Genomic DNA, 21,353 nt, shown 5'->3' on the forward strand with positions numbered 1-21,353 from the left:
TCCGTCGGTGATCACGACGCGGGAGGAAACGAGTTGGTTGTACGGATCTTTGCCCGCGCATGAACTTCCCTTGGGGCGGAGAGTCCGTAAAGGTCGTTTGGAGATGATTCCGCCGGCCTTCAGGGAGGCAGCGGAGCGTGGCGTTGCGCACTCGTTAAGTGATTCGCCTTGACGCCGGTGGTGGCCGCCGCGTTGGCTTTTCAGTCATCTGGGGGGCATAGGCGCCCCCACGTCCCGAACGCACCTGAAGTGAGCCCCCGAATGCGTCGTATCGCCATATCCGTGGCCGCATCCACGATGACCCTCTCGCTCGCCGGCTGCGGCGTGCTGAACGCGACGGGGGACCCGAGTGACGCGAGCCCGACGAAGGGCAACGACATGACGGTGGGCGTGCTGATGCCGGAGGAGACGAACACGCGGTACGCGGAGTTCGACTACCCCGACATCAAGAACAGGATCTCCGAGCTCACCAGGAAGCAGGGCAGGACCGAGTACGCCAACGCCGGCGCCGACTCGAAGAAGCAGGTCTCCCAGATGGAGAAGATGATCGGCGAGAAGGTCGACGTCATCATCCTCGACGCCGTCGACTCGCACGCCATCGCGTCCACCGTGAAGAAGGCCAAGGACGCGGGCATTCCGGTCATCGCCTACGACCGGCTGGCCGAGGGCCCGATCGACGGGTACGTCTCCTTCGACAACGAACTCGTCGGCGAGGTGCAGGCCCGCACCCTGCTGGAGGCCCTGGGCTCCAAGGCGGACTCCTCCGACAAGATCGTCATGGTGAACGGCTCGCCCACCGACCCCAACGCCAAGCAGTTCAAGGAGGGCGCGCTCTCCGAGCTCAGCGGCAAGGTGACCATCGCCGAGTCCTTCGACACCGACAAGTGGAGCCCGGACGTCGCCCAGGCCAACATGACCAGGGCGATCAACTCGATCGGCAAGGACAACATCGCCGCCGTGTACTCCGCCAACGACGCCATGGCCGGCGGCATCGTCAAGGCGTTCAACAACGCGGGCGTCACCGACCTGCCGCCCATCACGGGGCAGGACGCGGAGCTGGCGGCGGTCCAGCGGGTGGTCTCCGGCGAGCAGTACATGAGCGTCTACAAGCCCTACCCGGACGAGGCCGAGGCCGCCGCCGAGATGGCCGTCGCCAAGGTCCAGGGCCATGACATCCAGTTCGACGCGCTCACCCGCGACAGGGTCGACAGCCCCACCGACAAGGACATCCCGGCGCAGCTGGTCACGGTGAACGCCCTGACGCGGAAGAGCATCAAGAGCACCGTCATCGCGGACGGCATCTACACCGTGGACGACATCTGCACTGCCGCCTACAAGGCGGACTGCGCGGCCATCGGCCTGAAGTAGCCCAGTCGGGCCGCGCGCCGGGTCCTGTCGCGGCCGGACCGCGAACGGGCGTGGGGTCAATGCGGCGTCGCGCCGGTGTTCACCCCCGAGGGCGGGGGCAGAGCGGTGGCCGCCGACCCGCACCGGGGCATCCTCCGGTACCCGGAAGCCCCGGCCTCGTCCCGCCGGGGCCGTACGGGTGCCCGGGGCACCCGGGGGAAGCGGGTACAACGATGCACCTGTGGCGCCCGGATCCACCACCATCAGCTTGCTGCAGTGAGAGGGGCGGAGGCCCGAAGAAACAGGGCGATACCGGTGGTTTGCGGCAGCCGTGGCACGGAGAGCCGTGTTGCGGACCCGGTCGGGGCCGCGCATAGTTGCGCTGCGGACGTGGCAGTAAACCGGGGGTGGAATGGGCGATGGCCGGGCACGCGACGGATGAGCATCCGCACGGTGCCGACCGACTGTGCGGGGCCGGGGATCGCGTGTATTCCCGTGCTGTGCGCCGGGGGCGGGTACCGCGCACGGACGTCAAGCAGGTCCCCTGCCTGCTGGAGTTGGCTCTGCTGCATCCGGACCCGGACGATATGGACTGGTTGGTCCCGACACCCCCGCAGGAGGTCATGACCCGGCTACTGCACGGGGTGTATGAGGAGGTCAGGAAGAGTCAGCGGCGGGTGGGGTCGGCGGTGGCCGCCTTCGAGTGGTACGCCGGTCTGGGGCGGCAGTTGCAGGCGCTGTCGGCTCCGGGCGAGGGCACGGCCATCCGGGTGCTGGACGGGCTGTCCCGCATCCAGGCCGCGATGGACGAGGCGACCGAGGCGTGCACCACCGAGGTGCTCACGGTGCAGCCCGGCGGCATCCGGCGCGAGGCGGAGCTGACCGAGGGCCTGCACCGGGCGCTGGCGCTGCGCGGCCGGGGCGTGCGCATGCGCGACCTGTACACGCACGTGGCCCGGCACGGGCAGGGTCTGCTGAACTACCTGGAGCTGATGGGTGACGCCGTCGAGGCCCGCACCCTGGACGAGGTCATCGACCGGCTGATCCTCTTCGACCGCACGGTGGCCTTCATCCCCGCCAACGCCGAGCGGACGATGGCCTTGGAGCTGCGCCATCCGGCCGTGGTCGAGTACCTGGTGACCGTCTTCGAGCGGCTGTGGCGGCTGGCGATACCGCTGACCGCTCCGCTCCCCGACACGGGCATCGAGGGCATCTCGCACCGCGAGCAGTCCATCGCCGCACTGCTCGCGGAGGGCCACCAAGACGCGGTGATCGCCGAGCGGCTGGGCATCAGCGTCCGTACCTGCCGGGCACATATCGCCCGCCTGTCGGACACGCTCGGCGCGGTGAGCCGCACGCAGCTGGGCGTGCGGATCGCGCAGGTGGGGCTGGACGGGCCGCCGCGCACCGGTACACCGGACGGGACCGGCGTTCCCGATCAGGAGTCTCCGAGCGCGCGGTGAGCTGCCCGGGCCGGGCGACCGCGGTCCAGCAGCGCTCGATCGCGGTCGTGCGCGGTCTCGCCGCGTGGGCCGACGAGGCCGGCGCGCGGCTGGATGGAAAGGCACTCCTCGGTTGCCTCGTCCATGGCCTCGGTGATGGCCCGGTTGATCCGTACCGTGCCGCTGAGGAGCCGCAGTACCCCGGTGTCCGCCGATGGGGAGTGGTGTCCGTCGACGATGCGCGCCGTGGAGGCGCGCAGCAGCCGGCGCAGGGCCGCGGCGGGAGCGGTCGGTTCGAGCCGGCCGGGGTCGTCGCGCGCCGGGTGCGGCAGGCCGCAGTCGGTCGGACAGGGGACCTCGACGGCGTCATCGGCCTGTATGGGTCCGTCGCGCAGCGCCGCGTTCGTACAGCTTCACTCCTGCCGCGCACAGTTCCTCGACGCCGTGCTCCGGATGCGGTGCCGTGGTCACGCGGTTTCCTCCCCCTGCTCGAGGATCCCCGGCTTTGCCCGTGTGCGGCGTTCCTCCGCGGGTCACGGCATCTGGTGCGGGACGACGGCCGGGTCGACCGGCTCCGGTCGGCTCACGTCCGCGACGGCCGGCCGCGGCAGGCCGAAGTCCAGGAGGCGGACGGCGGCTTCGGCCTCGGGCGCGGGATCACCGCGTGGGTCCCCGCCCCGGGGCGGTGCTGTCCTTGCTGAGGATTCCCGACTGGGCGATGAGGTAGCCGAGTTGGGCGCGGCTGCCGCTGCCGAGGGCTTGGGCGAGCTTGGCGATGTGGGCGCGGCAGGTGCGGACGTTCATGCCGAGGCGGCGGGCGATGGCCTCGTCGACATGGCCCTCCACCAGAAGCTTGGCGATGGAGTGCTGGATGTCGGTGAGGCCGTCGGGGGTGGTCTCGTACCGCCCACCCATACTGAGCGGCACCGCGCGGCTCCATATGAACTCGAAGACCTTGATCAGGTAGCGGACCAGGCCAGGGTGGCGCAGTTCCAGCGCGACCTGCTGGTCGTCGCGTATGGGGATGAAGGCGACGGTCTCGTCGCAGATGATGAGGCGCTCCACGAGCTCGTCGATGGTGCGGTACTCCGCCTTGCCGTCGGCGAGGTGGGCGGCATACGCGAGTTTCTCCGGGCTGTAGCGGGCGGTGTGCTGGTAGAGGGTGCGAATCCGGACCCCGCGTTCGATCAGCGGCCGGTCGCGCTCCAGGCCGCGCATCACGCTTCGTTCGGACATGCGGTCGCTCGGCTGGATCGTGAGCACCTCCGTCTGGCACTGCGAAGTGGCCAGGTTGAGCGCCGCGTTGATCCGGTCACCGCCCTCCAGTAGCGTGAGAGAGTCACTGGTCGCCGCCGCCTGCGTACTGAGGGACATGAACGGTTCGAAGGCGTCGGCCAGTTCGATGGACAGTCGTCGACGCTCCGTTATCTCGCGTTCGATCGGGCTGAGCCGCTGAGCCAGGGCGATCGCCGGGAGCACCGGACGGAGCCAGTCCGGATCTTCCGGATCCGGGTGGAGCAGAGCGAATTCCGTCAGGCAGGGAGCGTCCTGGGCATCCACGCGCGCGACGCGTCCCGTGCGCAGTGCTGTGGCGTAGATGCGGCTGCCTTCCTCGCACAGCTCTGTTACCGCATGGGGATGCGACCGTTGTGCCCGATTCGTTGCCAAATCTCCACCCCCCAGGGTCCTGAACATGCAGGAACATGATGCACCGATTGTGTGGCCATCACGTGCCCGAATGAGCCATCGTCGTATCTGACGGGGGAAATGGGGACCTTCAGGTGAGGACGAAGCCGAAGATGCGCAAGAAAATGCTTCGCTCGGTGCTTGTGGCAGCCTTGTCCGCCGTCGTGACCTTCGGTGCGTTGACTGGCTTCTCCGGTGCGAAGGGTGATGTCCGAGCAAACACGAGTTGGCCGACCGTGGCCGTGGAGCCCACGGCTGGGGCGGCAGGGGGGCTGACGTGACCACTCCGCCCGACGACCGTTCCTTCCGCCGCGAGATGGCCACCGCCTATCGCTCCGGCTGGCACTTCATCGACCTGGTCACCGCCATCCCCCACAGCGGTGACTCGCTGATGGTGACCGTCTTCGGTGAGCCGGTCGTCGTCACGCGGGACGAGGACGAGGATGTGCGGGCGTACCGGTGCCTGCGCAAACCCCGCGGGGCGCCACAGCCGGTGCGATGTGCCATCCGGTACGGAATGATCTTTGTGAACCTGGACCAGCGAGACCACCGGCTGGCAGACCCGGAAGTCTCTGACGTGAGGACCATCTCGGCCACCCCCCGCAGTGCCTGACGCGATTCCCCCGTCGTAAAAGATCGCTCAGGTACTTCCCCCCGCAGCGGCGTCACCGTGACCTGAACACGGTGACGCCGCTGCAGTTTTCTGGGGGGACATTTCCTCGTACGGGCGCGTTTCCGCGGTGCTCCACCGTGGCCGAAACCCGCTCAACCCCGCCCCAGGGCCCGCGTCACCTCGATCTCTATCACCACGCGTGACGGGTTCGGCGACGGGGTCCGCTCGTAGCGCTCGGCATAGCGCCGCTCCGCCGCCGCGACCCGGTCCGGCTCGCCGCGGACGTACGCCCGTCCCTCCAGCGTCGCCCACCGGCGCCCGTCCACCTGGCACACGGCGACCCGGGCGCCGTCCGGCCCGGCGGCCAGGACGTGGGCCGCCTTGGCGCTCGCCTTGTCCGTGATCACCCGAGCCAGTCGTGCCTCGGGCTCGTATGTCACCCCGACGGGCACGACATGCGGGCTCCCGTCCGGCCGGAGCGTCGTCAGCGTGCACAGATGCCGTTCCCGCCAGAAGCGGAGGTACGGCTCATCGGGGGCACCCGGATCCACGGAGTACTTGCTCATGCGCCGGAAGCTAGCCAAAACGCCCTCCCGGCTCCACCTTGAGTGGAATAGACTCAACTTTGTGTACGTTGGTTAAGTCAGAAGTGGAAGACTTCAGGTGGGAGACACGGCCGACGAGCCGACGCCGAAGAGGAGAACACGAACGTGGACGCCGAGCTGACCAACAGGAGCCGGGACGCGATCAACGCGGCCAGCAACCGGGCCGTGACCGAGGGACACCCGGACCTCACGCCTGCCCATCTGCTCCTGGCTCTGCTCCAGGGGCAGGACAACGAGAACATCACCGACCTGCTCGCCGCGGTCGACGCCGACCAGGCGGCCGTACGCTCCGGTGCCGAACGTGTACTCGCCGGGCTGCCCAGCGTGACCGGGTCCACCGTCGCGCCCCCGCAGCCCAACCGCGAGCTGCTCGCCGTGATCGCCGACGCCAACGAGCGGGCGAGGGAACTCGGCGACGAGTACCTCTCCACCGAGCACCTGCTCATCGGCATCGCCGCGAAGGGCGGGGCGGCCGGTGAGGTGCTGTCGGGGCAGGGCGCCACCGCGAAGAAGCTGCTGGAGGCCTTCCAGAAGGCGAGGGGAGGGCGACGCGTGACCACCGCGGACCCCGAGGGACAGTACAAGGCCCTGGAGAAGTTCGGGACCGACTTCACCGCCGCCGCGCGGGACGGCAAGCTCGACCCGGTCATCGGGCGGGACCAGGAGATCCGGCGGGTCGTGCAGGTGCTCAGCCGCCGGACCAAGAACAACCCCGTGCTCATCGGCGAGCCCGGCGTCGGCAAGACCGCCGTCGTCGAGGGCCTCGCCCAGCGGATCGTCAAGGGCGACGTGCCCGAGTCGCTGAAGGACAAGCGGCTGGTCGCGCTCGACCTGAGCGCGATGGTCGCGGGCGCCAAGTACCGGGGGGAGTTCGAGGAGCGGCTGAAGACCGTCCTCGCGGAGATCAAGGACTCCGACGGGCAGATCATCACCTTCATCGACGAGCTGCACACCGTCGTGGGCGCGGGTGCCGGCGGCGACTCCGCCATGGACGCCGGCAACATGCTCAAGCCGATGCTGGCGCGCGGTGAGCTGCGCATGGTCGGCGCCACCACCCTGGACGAGTACCGGGAGCGGATCGAGAAGGACCCGGCGCTGGAGCGGCGCTTCCAGCAGGTGCTGGTCGCCGAGCCGACCGTCGAGGACACCATCGCGATCCTGCGCGGCCTCAAGGGCCGGTACGAGGCCCACCACAAGGTGCAGATCGCGGACAGCGCGCTGGTCGCGGCGGCCACCCTGTCCGACCGCTACATCACCTCCCGCTTCCTGCCCGACAAGGCCATCGACCTCGTCGACGAGGCCGCCTCGCGCCTCCGTATGGAGATCGACTCGTCCCCCGTCGAGATCGACGAGCTCCAGCGCGCCGTCGACCGGCTCAGGATGGAGGAGCTTGCCCTCGACAAGGAGACCGACCCCGCCTCCCGCGAGCGCCTGGAGAAGCTGCGCCGCGACCTCGCCGACAAGGAGGAGGAGCTGCGCGGCCTGACCGCCCGCTGGGAGAAGGAGAAGCAGTCCCTCAACCGGGTCGGTGAGCTGAAGGAGCGTCTCGACGACCTGCGCGGGCAGGCCGAACGCGCTCAGCGCGACGGCGACTTCGACACCGCCTCCAAGCTGCTGTACGGCGAGATCCCGGCCGTGGAGAAGGAGCTGGAGGCCGCCTCCGAGGCGGAGGAGGAGGTCGCCCAGGACACCATGGTCAAGGACGAGGTGGGCTCCGACGACATCGCCGACGTCGTCGCCTCCTGGACCGGCATCCCCGCCGGGCGCCTGCTGGAGGGCGAGACGCAGAAGCTGCTGCGCATGGAGGAGGAGATCGGCAAGCGGCTCATCGGGCAGAGCGAGGCCGTACGGGCCGTCTCGGACGCCGTGCGCCGCAGCCGCGCCGGGATCGCCGACCCCGACCGGCCCACCGGGTCCTTCCTCTTCCTCGGTCCGACCGGTGTCGGCAAGACCGAACTCGCCAAGGCGCTCGCGGAGTTCCTCTTCGACGACGAGCGGGCCATGGTCCGCATCGACATGTCTGAGTACAGCGAGAAGCACAGCGTGGCCCGGCTCGTCGGCGCGCCTCCCGGCTACGTCGGCTACGAGGAGGGCGGCCAGCTGACGGAGGCGGTGCGCCGCCGCCCGTACAGCGTGATCCTGCTCGACGAGGTCGAGAAGGCCCACCCCGAGGTCTTCGACATCCTCCTGCAGGTGCTGGACGACGGCCGGCTGACGGACGGTCAGGGCCGCACGGTCGACTTCCGCAACACGATTCTCGTGCTCACCTCCAACCTGGGCAGCCAGTACCTGGTCGACCCGGTGCTCAGCGAGGCGGAGAAGAAGGAACAGGTGCTGGAGACCGTCCGGACCTCCTTCAAGCCGGAGTTCCTCAACCGGCTCGACGACCTGGTGGTCTTCTCCGCGCTCAGCAAGGAGGAACTGGCCCGCATCGCCCGGCTCCAGATCGACCGGCTGGCGAAGCGGCTCGCCGAGCGGCGCCTCAACCTCGAGATCACCCCCGAGGCGCTGACCTGGCTCGCCGACGAGGGCAACGACCCGGCGTACGGCGCCCGCCCGCTGCGCCGCCTCGTCCAGACCGCCATCGGCGACCGCCTGGCCAGGGAGATCCTGGCCGGCGAGGTCAAGGACGGCGACACGGTCCGGGTGGACGCCTTCGGTGACGGGCTGATCGTGGGCCCGGCGACGGGCAAGACGCTGTAAGGCCCGTCCACGGCCACCGTACGGCCCCCTCATCCGGTCACCTTCGGGTCACCGGATGAGGGCGCCGCCGGATTGTGGGCGGGCCGGGTCAGGTGTCAGTGGTGAGGACGACGTACACCATCACCAAGAACCACAGCGAGAACACCAGGCAGCCCCACCACGGTGCCCCCAGCAGCCACCGCACCTCTCTCTGCATGCGCATGACCGCATCCTCGTCCACGGGCACGCACGGCGCCGGTCGCTCAGACGGTGAACGCCGAGAACCGCACGAGTGCCGTGTCCGGGCCCTCGTACGTCACCTCCACCCGCACGGCGTTCGCGCCGAAGCCGGGGTCGGCCTCGCCCGGCACCTGCCCCGCGTAGTCCCCGTTGCCCTCGGTGAAGCCCAGGTCCAGGCAGAGGTCGACGGAGTCCTGGCCGCAGAACTCCGTCTCCGGCCCGGGCGCGTCCGGATAGGTGGCCGCCAACCAGTCGCGCACGCCGTCGCGCGGCATGCGGAAACGGGCCACATAGTCGGTGTCCAGCCACACCTGGACCGTGCAGTGTGCACCGTGGGCGCCGGCCGGCGGCTTCGCCCCGCCGAAGGCCAGCGCTTCGGCGCACGGCACCTGCTCGGGCGCTCCGCCGAGCGGGTAGTCCGACCGTGACCAGACCGCCACCAGCACGACCAGGCCGGTCACGAGCAGCACCGGCACCGCCGTGATCGCCGCGAACAGACCCCACCTGGTCCGGCCCCGCCCCACCGGCACTCCCACCATTGCGCTCCCTGTCCGCACCACGCCGTCTCCCGTCCTTGTGCACCGGCTCCGCACGTCAGGCCGGATCATGTCAGCCGACGGCTGACAGGCCCCGGCGGGGCTTGCCACCCCCCTCCCCGGATGAGGGAGGATGGCGGGATCCGTACGAAGGGAAAATCACGGTGACCATCGACCCGTCCTCGATTCCGAACTTCGGGGGCCAGCCCGACCCGCAGCCCCAAGGACCGGCGGGCCCCGTCGTCCCGGATCAGGATCTCGTGAAGCAGCTCCTCGACCAGATGGAGCTCAAGTACGTCGTCGACGACGAGGGTGACCTCGCGGCGCCGTGGGAGCAGTTCCGTACGTACTTCATGTTCCGCGGGGAGGCCGAACAGGCGGTCTTCTCGGTACGGACGTTCTACGACCGGCCCCACAAGATCGACGAGAAGCCGCAGCTGCTGGAGTCCATCGACGACTGGAACCGGCGCACCCTGTGGCCCAAGGTGTACAGCCACACCCACGACGACGGCACCGTCCGCCTCATCGGCGAGGCGCAGATGCTGATCGGCACCGGCGTCGACCTCAACCACTTCGTCTCCTCCACGGTCAGCTGGGTGCGCGCCGCGATCGAGTTCGACAAGTGGCTGGTCGAGCAGCTCGGCCTGGAGCAGGAGGTCAACGACGCGGACGAGCCCGAGGACGACGAGGAGTAGTCGCTCCCGGGACGATCCGCAGGTCTACAGCGGCGTGTGGGCGATCACGACCAGGTACGCGCCGTACGCACAACTGAGCCCGGCCAGGGCGCCGACCACCACGGTCGCGTGCCAGGGCCGGGCTTTCGCCGTCCGCACCAGGGCCCGGGCCGGCGGCAGCAGCAACGGGAACGCCGGCAAAAGGAATCGGGGCTTGGACCCGAAGAAGCCCGAGCCGCCGAGTGCGATCAGCAGCAGGACACCGCTGTGCACGAGCAGGGGGAGCGGGGCGCGGTCGAGGAGCAGCAGCGCGTACAGCAGGACCGCCGCCGCGACGATCACCACCGTCATGGGGAAGACGAAGCTGCCGCCGTGCAGGAGCAGGTGCCTGACGAAGTGGAGTGAGCCCCGCCCGAAGTCGAACCGCGATCCCCACAGGCGCTGCACCTCGAAGTAGCCGCCGAGCAGGTTCCCCTTGCGCCGGCCGACCCACAGCACGAACGCCGGCCACCCCAGTGGGGCGAGGGCGGCACCCGTCCACAGGCTGTGGGAAACCCGGCGGCGCTCACGGCGGGCGCGGTACACCTCGTGACCCGCCGCGGCGAGCACCGCCGCGGCGACCGCGAACCCGTTGGGCCGGGACAGTCCGGCGAGCGCCGCCAGGCCGCCCGCCCACACCCATCTCCCGGCCAGCACCGCGTACAGCGACCAGGCGGCGAACGCGGTGAGCACCGGTTCCGTGTACGCCATCGACAGCACCACGGAGTGCGGGAGCAGCCCCCACAGCAGCACCAGGGCGATGCCCACCGCCCGTCCGTGCAGCCGGGCGCCGACCGAGAAGATCCCGCAGGCGGCGACGGCCGCCGCGGTCCATGACACCACCAGCCCCGCCGCGCCGCCGCCCAGCGGGGACAGCGCGGTCACGACCCGCACCAGCGCCGGGTAGAGCGGGAAGAACGCCAGGTCGCTGTGGACGACGGTCGGGTGGACGTACACGGTGCGGCCGTATCCGTGCGCGGCGATGCCCAGGTACCAGGCCGAGTCCCACGACCTGCCGAGCAGGGCGAGGGGCTGCCGGCCGGTGGCCCGGGCGACCAGGGCGAGCACGGTGACCCCGGCCAGCCGGGCGGCGGCGAAGACCCCCAGGGCGACGCCGCTCGCCGCCGCGAGCGACAGCGGGGGCCGGGTGCGGGCCCTGTTCCCGCCGGGTTCGTGCCGGACTGCGGGAGCGGGGACGGCGGTGCTGGCGGTGCTCGTGTGGCTCACATCTCCGCACCTTGCAGGGGCCGACGGGCGGGCGCGAGACGGGCGCCGCCGAGCGTGTGACGGGGGCGCACTGGCAAGATCGGTACGACCACTCGCGGGACCACGCGACCGATGTCGAAACGGGGATGAACATGTTCGGAAAGAGGGAAGCGCACCTCGTCGTACTCAACGACCTCGACGAGGCGCGCGCCGCGCTGCGGAAGGCGCTGGACGACGCCGACGCGGAGACGGCGCCCGGGCTGCGGCGCGCCCTGGAGATGGCGGACGGCATCGGCGCGGGCGAGGATCCGCGCGTGCGCTGGACCCGCCAGGTCCTCGCCGAGGCCCGGCTGGACCCGAAGGAGCAGGAGATCGCCGCGATCCGGGCCGTACGCGGCGCCCTGCCCGGCCTGAGCCTGGTCGCCGCGGTGGACCTGGTACGGCGGTGCCAGGCACGCCCGTGAGGGGCTGGGCTCCTCACAGGCGCCGTAGGCGTTCCACCGCTTCCCGCAGCACCTCCTCGCGCTTGCAGAAGGCGAAGCGGACGAACGGGGCGCCTGCCTCGCGGTTGTCGTAGAAGACGGCGTTGGGGACGGCGACGACGCCCGCGCGTTCCGGGAGGGCACGGCAGAAGGAGATGCCGTCCTCCTCGCCGAGGGGACGGATGTCGGTGGTGACGAAGTAGGTGCCCGCTGGCCGGAAGACCTGGAAGCCGGCGTCCGCCAGCCCGGCCGCGAGGAGGTCCCGCTTGGTCAGCATGTCCGCGCGGAAGCCGGCGAAGTAGGAGTCGGGGAGGGCCAGCGCCTCGGCCACCGCGTACTGGAAGGGGCCGGACGCCACGTAGGTCAGGAACTGCTTGGCCGAGCGGACGGCGGCGACCAGCCCGGGCGCTGCCGTCACCCAGCCGACCTTCCAGCCGGTGAAGGAGAACGTCTTGCCGGCCGAACCGATCGTCACCGTGCGCTCGCGCATCCCCGGGAACGAGGCCGGCGGCAGATGCTCGGCGTCGTCGAACACCAGGTGCTCGTACACCTCGTCCGTGACCACCAGCAGATCGCGCTCCACCGCCAGCCCGGCGATCGCCGTGAGCTCCTCGCGGGTGAGCACGGTCCCGGTCGGGTTGTGCGGGGTGTTGATCAACAGCAGCCGGGTGCGGTCGGTGACGGCCGCGCGCAGTTCGTCGAGGTCGAGCCGGAAGCCTCCCTCATGCGGGCGGAGGGTGACCGGGACGCGCGTACCGCCCGCCATCGCGATGCTCGCCGCGTACGAGTCGTAGTACGGCTCGAAGGCGATCACCTCGTCGCCGGGTTCCAGCAGCGCCAGCAGCGACGCGGCGATGGCCTCCGTGGCACCGGCCGTGACCAGGACCTCGGTGTCGGGGTCGTAGGAGAGGCCGTAGCGCCGCTGCTGGTGCGCGGCGATCGCGGTGCGCAGCTCGGGGACGCCCGGACCCGGCGGGTACTGGTTGCCGCGCCCGTCGCGCAGGGCCCGCACCGCCGCCTCCCGTACCTCCTCGGGGCCGTCCGTGTCCGGGAAGCCCTGGCCCAGGTTGATCGACCCGGTCCGCACGGCCAGAGCCGACATCTCGGCGAAGATCGTCGTCCCGAACTCGGCGAGCCGGCGGTTGAGCAGAGGGCGAGCGCTGGAGGTCATGCCGGTCATCCTGCGCCGAAGCTCTGGACTTCCTCAACTCTGCTTTGGCGCGGGAGACGGCAGGGCATCCCCCGTTCACCACAGTCACGGGGGAACGGAAGGAGGGTGACGCCATGGCCATCGGCATCATCCTGGCGGTGATCGCGGTCCTGTTCGTCGCGTCCATGCTGAGCGGTAAGCGCAGGGGCCGGTCCTACGGGAAGGGGCTCGGGAGCGGGTCCTCCCGGCGGTCCGGCGACAGCAGCTGGTGGGTGGCGGGAAGCTCGGGCTCCGCCGCGTCGTGCAGCTCGTCCTCGGGCGGCCACGGCGGACACGGGGGGCACGGGGGTCACTCCTGCGGGGGCCACTCGTCGTGCGGCGGGTCGTCCTGCGGGGGCGGCTCGTCCTGTGGCGGCGGGGGCGGATGCGGCGGAGGCAGCTGACACGGGGCAGCTGAGCTCCACCCAGGCCCTGTCGAGCCGCACACCGAGCGCCCGCCGGCGGAAGGCATCCGGCGGGCGCTCCGTTGTGCGTGCGCGGGGGTGCGCCTCGTGCCTGGGGCGCACGCCGTGGTTGAACAGTTGAGCTGTAGAGCCCCCTGAGGGATGGAAACCCCACGAAGTTGGGTAAAAACGCTTTGGCGACGCCACCGTTCATGATTCCCTCTCCTTCACCAACGCAGCCCCTCGGGGGTCCCGCGACACCTTTCCCGGCTGGGCGGCCGGGCCGGCTCGGGCAGACGTGGCCGATCTCCCGGTGTCGACCGAGGTGCGCCCGGCCAACTCGCCTCCATTCCTTTTTCACTTCCCTGCCTTTTCTTTGCGTGCTAGCGGAGCCGATCCATGCTCACGACCCTGAACACCTCCTACACCGATACGCGCGCCGCCGACCTCGCCTGGGCCCTGGGACGCGAGCCGCTCCCCGCCCTGGCCACGCTCGACCTCGAACTCACCGGAGCCAAACTGCAGTTGAGACTCCTCGGCGCGTCCCACCAGGTGCTCCTGGAGGAGGAGCGGGGCAGTTGTTCGGAGACGGTGGCGTGCATCCCGGGGTCCAGCACGCCCCTGCCGCTGGGCGTGACCAAGCGGGTCGGCGACTGGGAGTACGAGTTCGCGGCGCGCGTGGAGGTCCTCTCGCCCGGCTCCTTCGCGGGCCGCGCCCAGGAGTTGCTGGCCCTGGTCTCCGACCACCCGCACGGCCTGGCCGGCGTCTTCCCCGGCAGCCCCCACGCCTTCACCGCGCTCCTGGCGCAGCGCCACGAGGACCAGGTGCACTGGCGCACCTGGCACGCCTACCCGCAGGACGGCCAGTTGGTGGCGACGCGGACGAAGGTCGGGGCGCGGTGCCGGCGAGTCACCTGAGGGCCGGACGGACCCAAGGCGCCCGTACCAACCCGAGTTCACACGTGTGGGTGACGAGGCGCACCGCACCCGTGACGTAACGTCGCAGCGTGATCGAACCGCACGCGCCCGCCCCGCCCGGCACACCGCCGTCCTGGGGCGCCCCCGCGCGGCTGCCCGTCCGGCCGGCGACCGGACGCTTCCTGGTCCTCGCGGGCGTCTTCGTCTGCGCGGCCTGCGGACTCGTGTACGAACTCGAACTGGTCGCCCTCGCCTCCTACTTGATGGGTGACTCGGTCACCCAGGCCTCCGTGGTGCTGTCCGTGATGGTCTTCGCGATGGGCGCCGGCTCCCTTGCCGCCAAGCGGCTGCGCCGGCTCGCCGCCGCCGGTTTCGGCGCGGTGGAGGCGGCCCTCGCGCTCGTCGGCGGCTGCAGCGCGATGGCCCTGTACGCGGTCTTCGCCTGGACCGGCGACTGGGGAGGCATGTGGGCCGACGGCCCGCGCTGCCTCCTGGTCGCCTTCTCCCTCGCCATCGGCCTGCTGATCGGCGCCGAGGTCCCGCTGTTGATGGAGCTGATCCAGCGCATCCGGCGGCAGGACGCGGGCGGCGCGGTGGCCGACCTGTTCGCGGCGGACTACGTCGGCGCCCTGGTCGGCGGCCTCGCCTTTCCCTTCCTCCTGCTGCCCCGGCTGGGCCAGTTGACCGGCGCGCTGCTCACCGGCACGGTCAACGCGGTGGCCGGCGGCGCCCTGGTCCTCGGCCTGTTCCGGCGGGACCTGACCCGCCGGGCCCGCTGGCTGATGCTGCTCGCCAACCTCACCGTCCTCGGCGTCCTCGCCTGCTCCGCCGTCCTCGTCGACGACTTCGAACGGGCCGCCCGGCACGCGATGTACGGCCACGACGTGCGCGTCGCCCTCCAGACCGACGTCCAGGAGGTCGTCCTCACCGGCGGCACGCACGGCCGGCCGCTCGACCTGTTCCTGGACGGCCGGCTGCGGGTCGGCGGCCGGGACGAGCGCCGCTACCACGAGGCGCTGGTCCACCCCGCGATGACCGGACCCCACGCGCGCGTACTGATCCTCGGCGGCGGCGACGGGCTGGCCGCCCGCGAGGTGCTGCGCCACCGGGACGTGCGCCGCGTGGACGTGGTCGAACTCGACGCCGGCCTGCTCCGCCTCGCCCACCACGACCCCGCCCTGTCCCGCCTGAACGGGTATGTGTACGACGACGCCCGCGTCCACACCACCACGGCGGACGCCTTCCGCTGGCTGCGCGGAGCGCCGGCGGCGAGGTACGACGTGGTGATCGCGGACCTGCCCGACCCCGGCATCACCGCCAGCACCAAGCTGTACTCCCTGGAGTTCTACGGACTGGCCCGACGGGTCCTGGCCCCGGGCGGCCGCCTGGCCGTGCACGCCGGTCCGGTCTCCGCCCGACCCCGCGTCTTCTGGACGGTGCAGTCCACGCTCCGCGCCGCCGGCCTCGCCACCAGCCCCTACCGTGTCCCCGGCCACGACCTGGGCTTCGCGGCCGGCCCCCACCGCTCCGCCGGAGCCTTCCCCGCCCCGCACGACTGGGGCTTCCTCCTGGCCGCACCGGGGACGACCGCACCCCCGCTGCGCCTGGACCCCCGCCAACCGCGCCCGCGCACGCTGACCCAGGCCGGCCTCACGGCCGCCGCCCGCTCGGCGGCCCGCACGCGGGTGACGGGGCTGCCCGCGTCGACGTTGGTGCATCCGCGCTACTGACGCGTCACCGAGGGGGGTACTTACCGGCCACTCCTGGGTAGGCTCAGCCGTCATGGAGCACGAGGTCTTCCTTCCGGTTCCGGCCGAGCGGCTGAGGGAGGCGCTCGCCGACCCCGCGCGGATCGCCCGGGCGGTTCCCGGGCTCCAGCAGGACACCGGCGCCGAACCCCTCACCGGGCGCCTGAAGGTGCGTGTCGGCAGCCACTCCATCACCTACCGCGGCTCGCTCCGCGTCTCGCCGGGGGCGGACGCCGCGTACGTCGTCGAGGGCGACGCGACGGAGACCCGCGGCACCGGCACGGTCACCCTCGCCTTCACCCTCCGCCTCCGCGACACCGACGGCGGCACCACCGTCACCGTCCACGGCACCGCCACCGGGGACGGCCGCGTCACGGAACTGCCGCGGGACGCGGTGACCTCGGCGGCACTGCGGCTGCTGAACCGCTTCCTGGAGGGCCTGGGTGCGGAGCCGGAGGCCGAGGGCGAGCCGGAGGCCGCCGGCACGGCCACCGCCGAGGGCGCCGCCGCACCCTCCGTCTTCGACAGCGAGATCCCGCCCTCCGGCCTCGACGAGGACGTCGTCACCGAGGGCACGGCCATCGGGGACTTCCCCGAAGCCGGCGGGCCGCCCGCCGAGGCGGCGCACGCGCGGCGGACGATGATCGGGCGCAGCGCGGAGGAGGTCGACCACGCGCCGCCACGCGGCCGGTACGCCCCCGTGCCGGCACCGCAGACCGTCGCCGCGCGCTCCGTGCTGCGCTGGGCGGCCCCGGCGGCGGCGCTGGCGCTGGCGTCGGCGATCGTGGTGGGCCGGGCACTGCGCAGACGCCGCTGAGCGCCACCGCCAGGACCGGAACGTCCTCTTGAACGCCCCAGTAGGGTCGTCCCGTGAGTAACAAGGACATCGCTCTGACCGCGGGCGACGCGGAAGTGACCCTGCGGCCCGCCCACGGTGGCCGGGTCGGCGGGCTGAGGATCGCCGGCCTCGAACTGCTGCGGCAGGGTGACCGGTTCGGGTGTTTCCCGATGGTCCCCTGGTGCGGCCGGATCCGGGACGGCCGCTTCCTGGACGGCGCCACCGTCCACCAGATGCCGCTCAACTCCCCGCCGCACGCCATCCACGGCACCGCCCGCGACGGCGTCTGGCGCACCGCGCGGGTGAGCGCCGACGAAGCGGTCCTCACCTACGACCTGGTCGAGCCGTGGCCCTTCCCCGCCCGGGTCACCCAGGCGGTGACACTGACCGAGGACGCGTTGACGCTCACCATGTCCGTGGAGACGTACGACTCCTCCTTCCCGGCGCAGATCGGCTGGCACCCGTGGTTCAACCGGAACCTCGGCGGTGAGGACGTGCGCCTCGACTTCCACCCCGCCTGGCAGGAGGAGCGCGGCGACGACCACCTGCCCACCGGCAACCGGATCCAGCCGAAGCCGGGCCCGTGGGACGACTGCTTCGGCATGCCGGGCGGCGTGGACGTCACGCTCGCCTGGCCGGGGCAACTGGAGCTGAAGGTGACCAGCCGGGAGGAGTGGGTCGTCGTCTACGACGAGCAGGAGGACGCGGTGTGCGTGGAGCCGCAGACCGGCCCGCCCAACGGCCTCAACACGCTCCCGCGCCTGGTCACACCGCTGGAACCGCTGGAGGCCACGACCACCTGGACCTGGCGGCGCCTCTAAGCTGGTCGGCATGACGGACGTTCGCGGCGAGCTGCTGCAGCAGATCAAGGACAAGGCCGTGGTGCACGGCAAGGTGACCCTGTCGTCGGGCAAGGAAGCCGACTACTACATCGACCTGCGCCGGATCACCCTCGACGGCGAGGCCGCGCCGCTGGTCGGTCAGGTCATGCTCGACCTGACCGCAGACCTCGGCTACGAGGCGGTCGGCGGGCTCACCCTGGGCGCCGACCCGGTGGCCACGGCGATGCTGCACGCCTCCCACGCGCGCGGGAGGAGGCTGGACGCCTTCGTGGTGCGCAAGGCGGGCAAGGCGCACGGCCTGCAGCGCCGCATCGAGGGCGCCGAGGTCAAGGGCCGCCGGGTGCTCGCCGTCGAGGACACCTCCACCACGGGCGGCTCCGTGCTGACCGCGGTCGAGGCGCTGCGCGAGGCCGGTGCGGAGGTCGTGGCCGTGGCGACCATCGTGGACCGGGCGACGGGGGCCGCCGAGGCCATTGCCGAGCAGGCCGGGGTGCCGTATGTGTACGCGTACTCGAAGGACGACCTGGGGCTTGACTGAGCGGTTATCCACAGGCTGGACAGGGTGTCCGAAGCAGCCTGCCAAGTCTGGAAAGATGGCCCCGACGATGACGTCACTCCCTAGGTCAGGGCCGTAATCGCAGAACGCAACCCGCACATACAAGGAGCGGACAGATGCCCATCGCAACCCCCGAGGTCTACAACGAGATGCTCGACCGGGCGAAGGCAGGCAAGTTCGCCTACCCGGCCATCAACGTGACCTCCTCCCAGACCCTGCACGCGGCCCTGCGCGGTTTCGCGGAGGCGGAGAGCGACGGCATCATCCAGGTCTCGACCGGTGGCGCCGAGTTCCTGGGCGGCCAGTACGAGAAGGACATGGTCACCGGCGCGGTCGCGCTGGCCGAGTTCGCCCACATCGTCGCCGAGAAGTACCCGGTCACCGTCGCCCTGCACACGGACCACTGCCCGAAGGACAAGCTCGACGGGTACGTACGTCCGCTGCTCGCGGTCTCCGAGGAGCGCGTCAAGGCCGGCCGCAACCCGCTCTTCCAGTCCCACATGTGGGACGGCTCCGCGGAGACCCTCGCCGACAACCTCGCCATCGCCCAGGAGCTCCTGGAGCGCGCCCGCGCCGCCAAGATCATCCTCGAGGTCGAGATCACCCCGACCGGTGGCGAGGAGGACGGCGTCTCGCACGAGATCAACGACTCCCTCTACACCACGGTCGACGACGCGATCCGCACCGCCGAGGCCCTGGGCCTGGGCGACAAGGGCCGCTACCTGCTGGCCGCGTCCTTCGGCAACGTGCACGGCGTGTACAAGCCGGGCAACGTCGTGCTCCGCCCCGACCTGCTGAAGGAACTGAACGAGGGCGTCGCCGCGAAGTACGGCCAGCCGGCCGGCAGCAAGCCGTTCGACTTCGTCTTCCACGGCGGCTCCGGCTCCACGGCGGAGGAGATCCTCACCGCCCTGGAGAACGGCGTGGTCAAGATGAACATCGACACCGACACGCAGTACGCCTTCACGCGTCCGGTCGCCGACCACATGTTCAAGAACTACGACGGCGTCCTGAAGGTCGACGGCGAGGTCGGCTCCAAGAAGACCTACGACCCGCGCACCTGGGGCAAGCTGGCCGAGGCGGGCATGGCCAAGCGCGTCGTCGAGGCCGCGCAGCACCTGCGGTCGGCGGGCAACAAGATCAAGTAACCGCCGGTTCGCCGGACACCTGGCTACGGGACGGCCATGGGGGGATGATCCCTCCATGGCCGCCCCCGCACAGCAGGCCCCCGCGGTACGGATCTCCACGCCCACGGGCAAATGGATCCTGCTGACCACCGTCCTCGGCTCCAGCATGGCCATGCTGGACTCGACGGTCGTCAACGTCGCGCTGCCGCGCATCGGCCGCGACCTCGACGCGAACCTGGCCGCCCTGCAGTGGACGGTCAACGCGTACATGGTCACGCTGGCCGGGCTGATCCTGCTCGGCGGCTCCCTCGGTGACCGCTACGGCCGCCGGAAGATCTTCGTGCTCGGCGTGATCTGGTTCGCCGTCGCGTCCCTGCTGTGCGGGCTCGCCCCGAACCCCGGCGTCCTGATCGCCGCCCGCGCCCTGCAGGGCATCGGCGGCGCGCTCCTCACCCCCGGCTCCCTCGCCCTGATCCAGGCGTCGTTCCACCCCGACGACCGGGGCAGGGCGGTCGGCCTGTGGTCCGGCTTCGGCGGGATCGGCGCGGCCGTCGGCCCGTTCCTGGGCGGCTGGCTGGTGGCCGGTCCCGGCTGGCGCTGGGTGTTCCTCCTCAACGTCCCGGTGGCGCTGCTGTGCGCCCCCGTCGCCGTACGCCACGTCCCCGAATCCGCCGACGGCCGCACGCACGGCCGCTTCGACGTGCTCGGCGCCGCGCTCGGCGCGCCGGCCCTCGCCCTGGTCACCTACGCGCTGATCGAGGCCCGGAACGGATCCCTGGCCGTGGCGCTGACCGCGCTCACGGGAGTGGCGGCGGGCGTCGCCTTCGTGTACGTCGAGAAGCACCGCCCCGACCCGATGCTGCCCCCGGACATCTTCGCCTCGCGCCAGTTCACAGCGGTCAACCTGGTCACCCTCTGCGTCTACGCGGCCTTCGGCGGCTTCTTCTTCCTCACCGCCCTCCAGCTCCAGGTCGTGGCCGGCTACTCGCCGCTCGCGGCAGGCACCGCCCTGCTCCCCACGACCGCCCTGATGCTGCTGTTCTCGGCCCGCTCGGGCGCCCTCGCCGACCGCATCGGCCCGCGCCTGCCCCTCACCCTCGGCCCCCTGCTCTGCGCGGCGGCCATGCTGCTGATGCTGCGGGTGGGCGAGCACGCCGACTACCCCACCGACGTCCTGCCCGCCCTGCTGGTCATGGGCGCCGGCATGGTCGCCCTCGTCGCCCCGCTCACCGCCACCGTCCTCGCCTCCGTCGACACCGCCCGGGCGGGTCTGGCCAGCGGAATCAACAACGCGGCGGCCCGCGCGGCCGGCCTGATCGCGGTCGCGGCCCTCCCCCTGCTGGCCGGCATGGGCCCGGAGGCCTACCGCTCGGCCACGGCCTTCGACACCGCGTTCCGCCGGGCGATGCCGATCTGCGCGGGGGTGCTGGTGGCGGGTGCGGTACTGGCCTGCGCGACCGTGCGCCGGCCGCCCCCCGGCTGCCGCCGGCCCGAGTGCCGCACCCACGGCAACGTGACGGCTCCGCCGCTGGAGGCGGGGCGACGGGGTGGTGACACCCTCCAGCTGCGCCCCGCAGGCGCGGGTGAGGGATACCCATCCCCCCGGGGTACGACAGACTGGACCTCATGACGATTCACGAGAACCTCCTGGGCGGCCCGCCCCCGACCCACCTCCCCGACGACCCGGAGCCCCGTGAGCTCCTCGCTCAGGGCACCGCACCGGCGGACGTCGCCGCCCAGTACCCCACCTCGTCCCTCGCCTGGGCCCAGCTGGCCGACGACGCGTTCGAGCGGGGCTCGGTCGTCGAGTCGTACGCCTACGCCCGTACGGGCTACCACCGCGGCCTGGACGCCCTGCGCCGAGGCGGCTGGAAGGGCCACGGCCCGGTCCCCTGGGAGCACGAGCCGAACCGCGGCTTCCTGCGCGCCCTGCACGCCCTCGCCCGCGCCGCGCAGGCGATCGGCGAGCAGGAGGAGTACGAGCGCTGCACGCAGTTCCTGAAGGACTCCTCGCCGGCGGCGGCCCAGACGCTCGGCTAGCGGTCTCTCCCCAAGGCCCGTCTGTGACCAGGCGGGCCTTGCGGTCTCCCGCCCTGGTACGGAGGATGCCGGTGGGGACCGGGGCCCCCGTGCCGGCATCGGCAGGGGCGGACCGCTACCCGGAGCAACAACAGGAGAC

At 71.5% G+C, this 21,353-nt stretch carries 19 protein-coding genes; 14 read left to right on the forward strand and 5 right to left on the reverse strand.

Annotated elements, in window-relative coordinates:
- Window positions 1–261 precede the first annotated feature (261 nt).
- Window positions 262–1,368: a sugar ABC transporter substrate-binding protein gene (locus ACIBBH_RS26840; RefSeq protein ID WP_399408786.1), complete on the forward strand. Its 1,107-nt coding sequence runs from the start codon at window positions 262–264 to the stop codon at window positions 1,366–1,368.
- Window positions 1,369–1,766: 398 nt separating this feature from the next.
- Entirely contained in the window at window positions 1,767–2,810 is a 1,044-nt protein-coding gene (locus tag ACIBBH_RS26845) for a LuxR C-terminal-related transcriptional regulator (protein ID WP_399408788.1), read from the forward strand.
- Between the two features lie 636 nt (window positions 2,811–3,446).
- Here ACIBBH_RS26845 and ACIBBH_RS26850 read toward each other — a convergent pair.
- Entirely contained in the window at window positions 3,447–4,484 is a 1,038-nt protein-coding gene (locus ACIBBH_RS26850) for a helix-turn-helix transcriptional regulator (RefSeq protein ID WP_399408790.1), read from the reverse strand.
- A 268-nt stretch (window positions 4,485–4,752) separates the two neighbouring features.
- On the opposite strand from ACIBBH_RS26850, the gene ACIBBH_RS26855 reads away from it, so the two are divergent.
- Window positions 4,753–5,088 (forward strand): hypothetical protein, encoded by a 336-nt coding sequence (locus ACIBBH_RS26855; RefSeq protein ID WP_355942365.1) that lies wholly within the window; start codon window positions 4,753–4,755, stop codon window positions 5,086–5,088.
- A 152-nt stretch (window positions 5,089–5,240) separates the two neighbouring features.
- Here the strand turns inward: ACIBBH_RS26855 and ACIBBH_RS26860 are convergent, their stop codons facing one another.
- Window positions 5,241–5,654, reverse strand: a complete 414-nt coding sequence (locus ACIBBH_RS26860; protein ID WP_399408792.1) for a pyridoxamine 5'-phosphate oxidase family protein — start codon at window positions 5,652–5,654, stop codon at window positions 5,241–5,243.
- Window positions 5,655–5,798: 144 nt separating this feature from the next.
- On the opposite strand from ACIBBH_RS26860, the gene clpB reads away from it, so the two are divergent.
- Window positions 5,799–8,396: an ATP-dependent chaperone ClpB gene (clpB, locus tag ACIBBH_RS26865; RefSeq protein ID WP_399408794.1), complete on the forward strand. Its 2,598-nt coding sequence runs from the start codon at window positions 5,799–5,801 to the stop codon at window positions 8,394–8,396.
- Between the two features lie 242 nt (window positions 8,397–8,638).
- On the opposite strand, the gene ACIBBH_RS26870 is transcribed toward clpB, so the two are convergent.
- Window positions 8,639–9,154, reverse strand: coding sequence for a hypothetical protein (locus ACIBBH_RS26870; RefSeq protein ID WP_399408796.1), 516 nt, complete (start codon window positions 9,152–9,154; stop codon window positions 8,639–8,641).
- Between the two features lie 161 nt (window positions 9,155–9,315).
- Between ACIBBH_RS26870 and ACIBBH_RS26875 the strand changes: the two genes are divergently transcribed.
- The gene (locus ACIBBH_RS26875; protein ID WP_399408798.1) at window positions 9,316–9,846 is read left to right on the forward strand and encodes a YbjN domain-containing protein; all 531 of its coding nucleotides are present in this window, start codon (window positions 9,316–9,318) and stop codon (window positions 9,844–9,846) included.
- A gap of 24 nt (window positions 9,847–9,870) precedes the next feature.
- Here ACIBBH_RS26875 and ACIBBH_RS26880 read toward each other — a convergent pair whose 3' ends face one another.
- Window positions 9,871–11,091, reverse strand: a complete 1,221-nt coding sequence (locus tag ACIBBH_RS26880; RefSeq protein ID WP_399408800.1) for a hypothetical protein — start codon at window positions 11,089–11,091, stop codon at window positions 9,871–9,873.
- A gap of 131 nt (window positions 11,092–11,222) precedes the next feature.
- Between ACIBBH_RS26880 and ACIBBH_RS26885 the strand changes: the two genes are divergently transcribed.
- The gene (locus tag ACIBBH_RS26885) at window positions 11,223–11,534 is read left to right on the forward strand and encodes a hypothetical protein (protein ID WP_399408803.1); all 312 of its coding nucleotides are present in this window, start codon (window positions 11,223–11,225) and stop codon (window positions 11,532–11,534) included.
- 13 nt (window positions 11,535–11,547) lie between these two features.
- On the opposite strand, the gene ACIBBH_RS26890 is transcribed toward ACIBBH_RS26885, so the two are convergent.
- Window positions 11,548–12,732 carry a pyridoxal phosphate-dependent aminotransferase gene (locus ACIBBH_RS26890; protein ID WP_399408805.1) on the reverse strand — a complete coding sequence of 395 codons (1,185 nt, stop codon included), beginning with the start codon at window positions 12,730–12,732 and terminating at the stop codon, window positions 11,548–11,550.
- 812 nt (window positions 12,733–13,544) lie between these two features.
- On the opposite strand from ACIBBH_RS26890, the gene ACIBBH_RS26895 reads away from it, so the two are divergent.
- From ACIBBH_RS26895 to ACIBBH_RS26930, 8 genes are all read left to right on the forward strand, one after another.
- Window positions 13,545–14,063: a DUF2617 family protein gene (locus ACIBBH_RS26895; RefSeq protein WP_399408807.1), complete on the forward strand. Its 519-nt coding sequence runs from the start codon at window positions 13,545–13,547 to the stop codon at window positions 14,061–14,063.
- A gap of 89 nt (window positions 14,064–14,152) precedes the next feature.
- Window positions 14,153–15,793 carry a polyamine aminopropyltransferase gene (locus ACIBBH_RS26900; RefSeq protein ID WP_399408809.1) on the forward strand — a complete coding sequence of 547 codons (1,641 nt, stop codon included), beginning with the start codon at window positions 14,153–14,155 and terminating at the stop codon, window positions 15,791–15,793.
- 52 nt (window positions 15,794–15,845) lie between these two features.
- A complete protein-coding gene (locus ACIBBH_RS26905) occupies window positions 15,846–16,628 on the forward strand; it encodes an SRPBCC domain-containing protein (RefSeq protein WP_399408811.1) in 783 nt (260 codons plus the stop codon).
- Between the two features lie 53 nt (window positions 16,629–16,681).
- Window positions 16,682–17,470: an aldose 1-epimerase gene (locus ACIBBH_RS26910; RefSeq protein ID WP_399408813.1), complete on the forward strand. Its 789-nt coding sequence runs from the start codon at window positions 16,682–16,684 to the stop codon at window positions 17,468–17,470.
- 10 nt (window positions 17,471–17,480) lie between these two features.
- On the forward strand, window positions 17,481–18,029 hold the full coding sequence (pyrE, locus tag ACIBBH_RS26915; protein WP_399408815.1) for an orotate phosphoribosyltransferase: 549 nt from the start codon (window positions 17,481–17,483) through the stop codon (window positions 18,027–18,029).
- Between the two features lie 134 nt (window positions 18,030–18,163).
- Window positions 18,164–19,195, forward strand: a complete 1,032-nt coding sequence (gene fbaA, locus ACIBBH_RS26920) for a class II fructose-bisphosphate aldolase (protein ID WP_399408817.1) — start codon at window positions 18,164–18,166, stop codon at window positions 19,193–19,195.
- A gap of 55 nt (window positions 19,196–19,250) precedes the next feature.
- Window positions 19,251–20,804, forward strand: coding sequence for an MFS transporter (locus tag ACIBBH_RS26925; RefSeq protein WP_399408819.1), 1,554 nt, complete (start codon window positions 19,251–19,253; stop codon window positions 20,802–20,804).
- Window positions 20,801–21,214 carry a DUF3151 domain-containing protein gene (locus ACIBBH_RS26930; protein WP_399408821.1) on the forward strand — a complete coding sequence of 138 codons (414 nt, stop codon included), beginning with the start codon at window positions 20,801–20,803 and terminating at the stop codon, window positions 21,212–21,214. The genes ACIBBH_RS26925 and ACIBBH_RS26930 overlap by 4 nt, the downstream gene beginning before the upstream one ends.
- The last annotated feature ends 139 nt before the right edge of the window (window positions 21,215–21,353 follow it).

This window comes from Streptomyces sp. NPDC051636 (assembly GCF_044453765.1).
GTDB lineage: Bacteria > Actinomycetota > Actinomycetes > Streptomycetales > Streptomycetaceae > Streptomyces.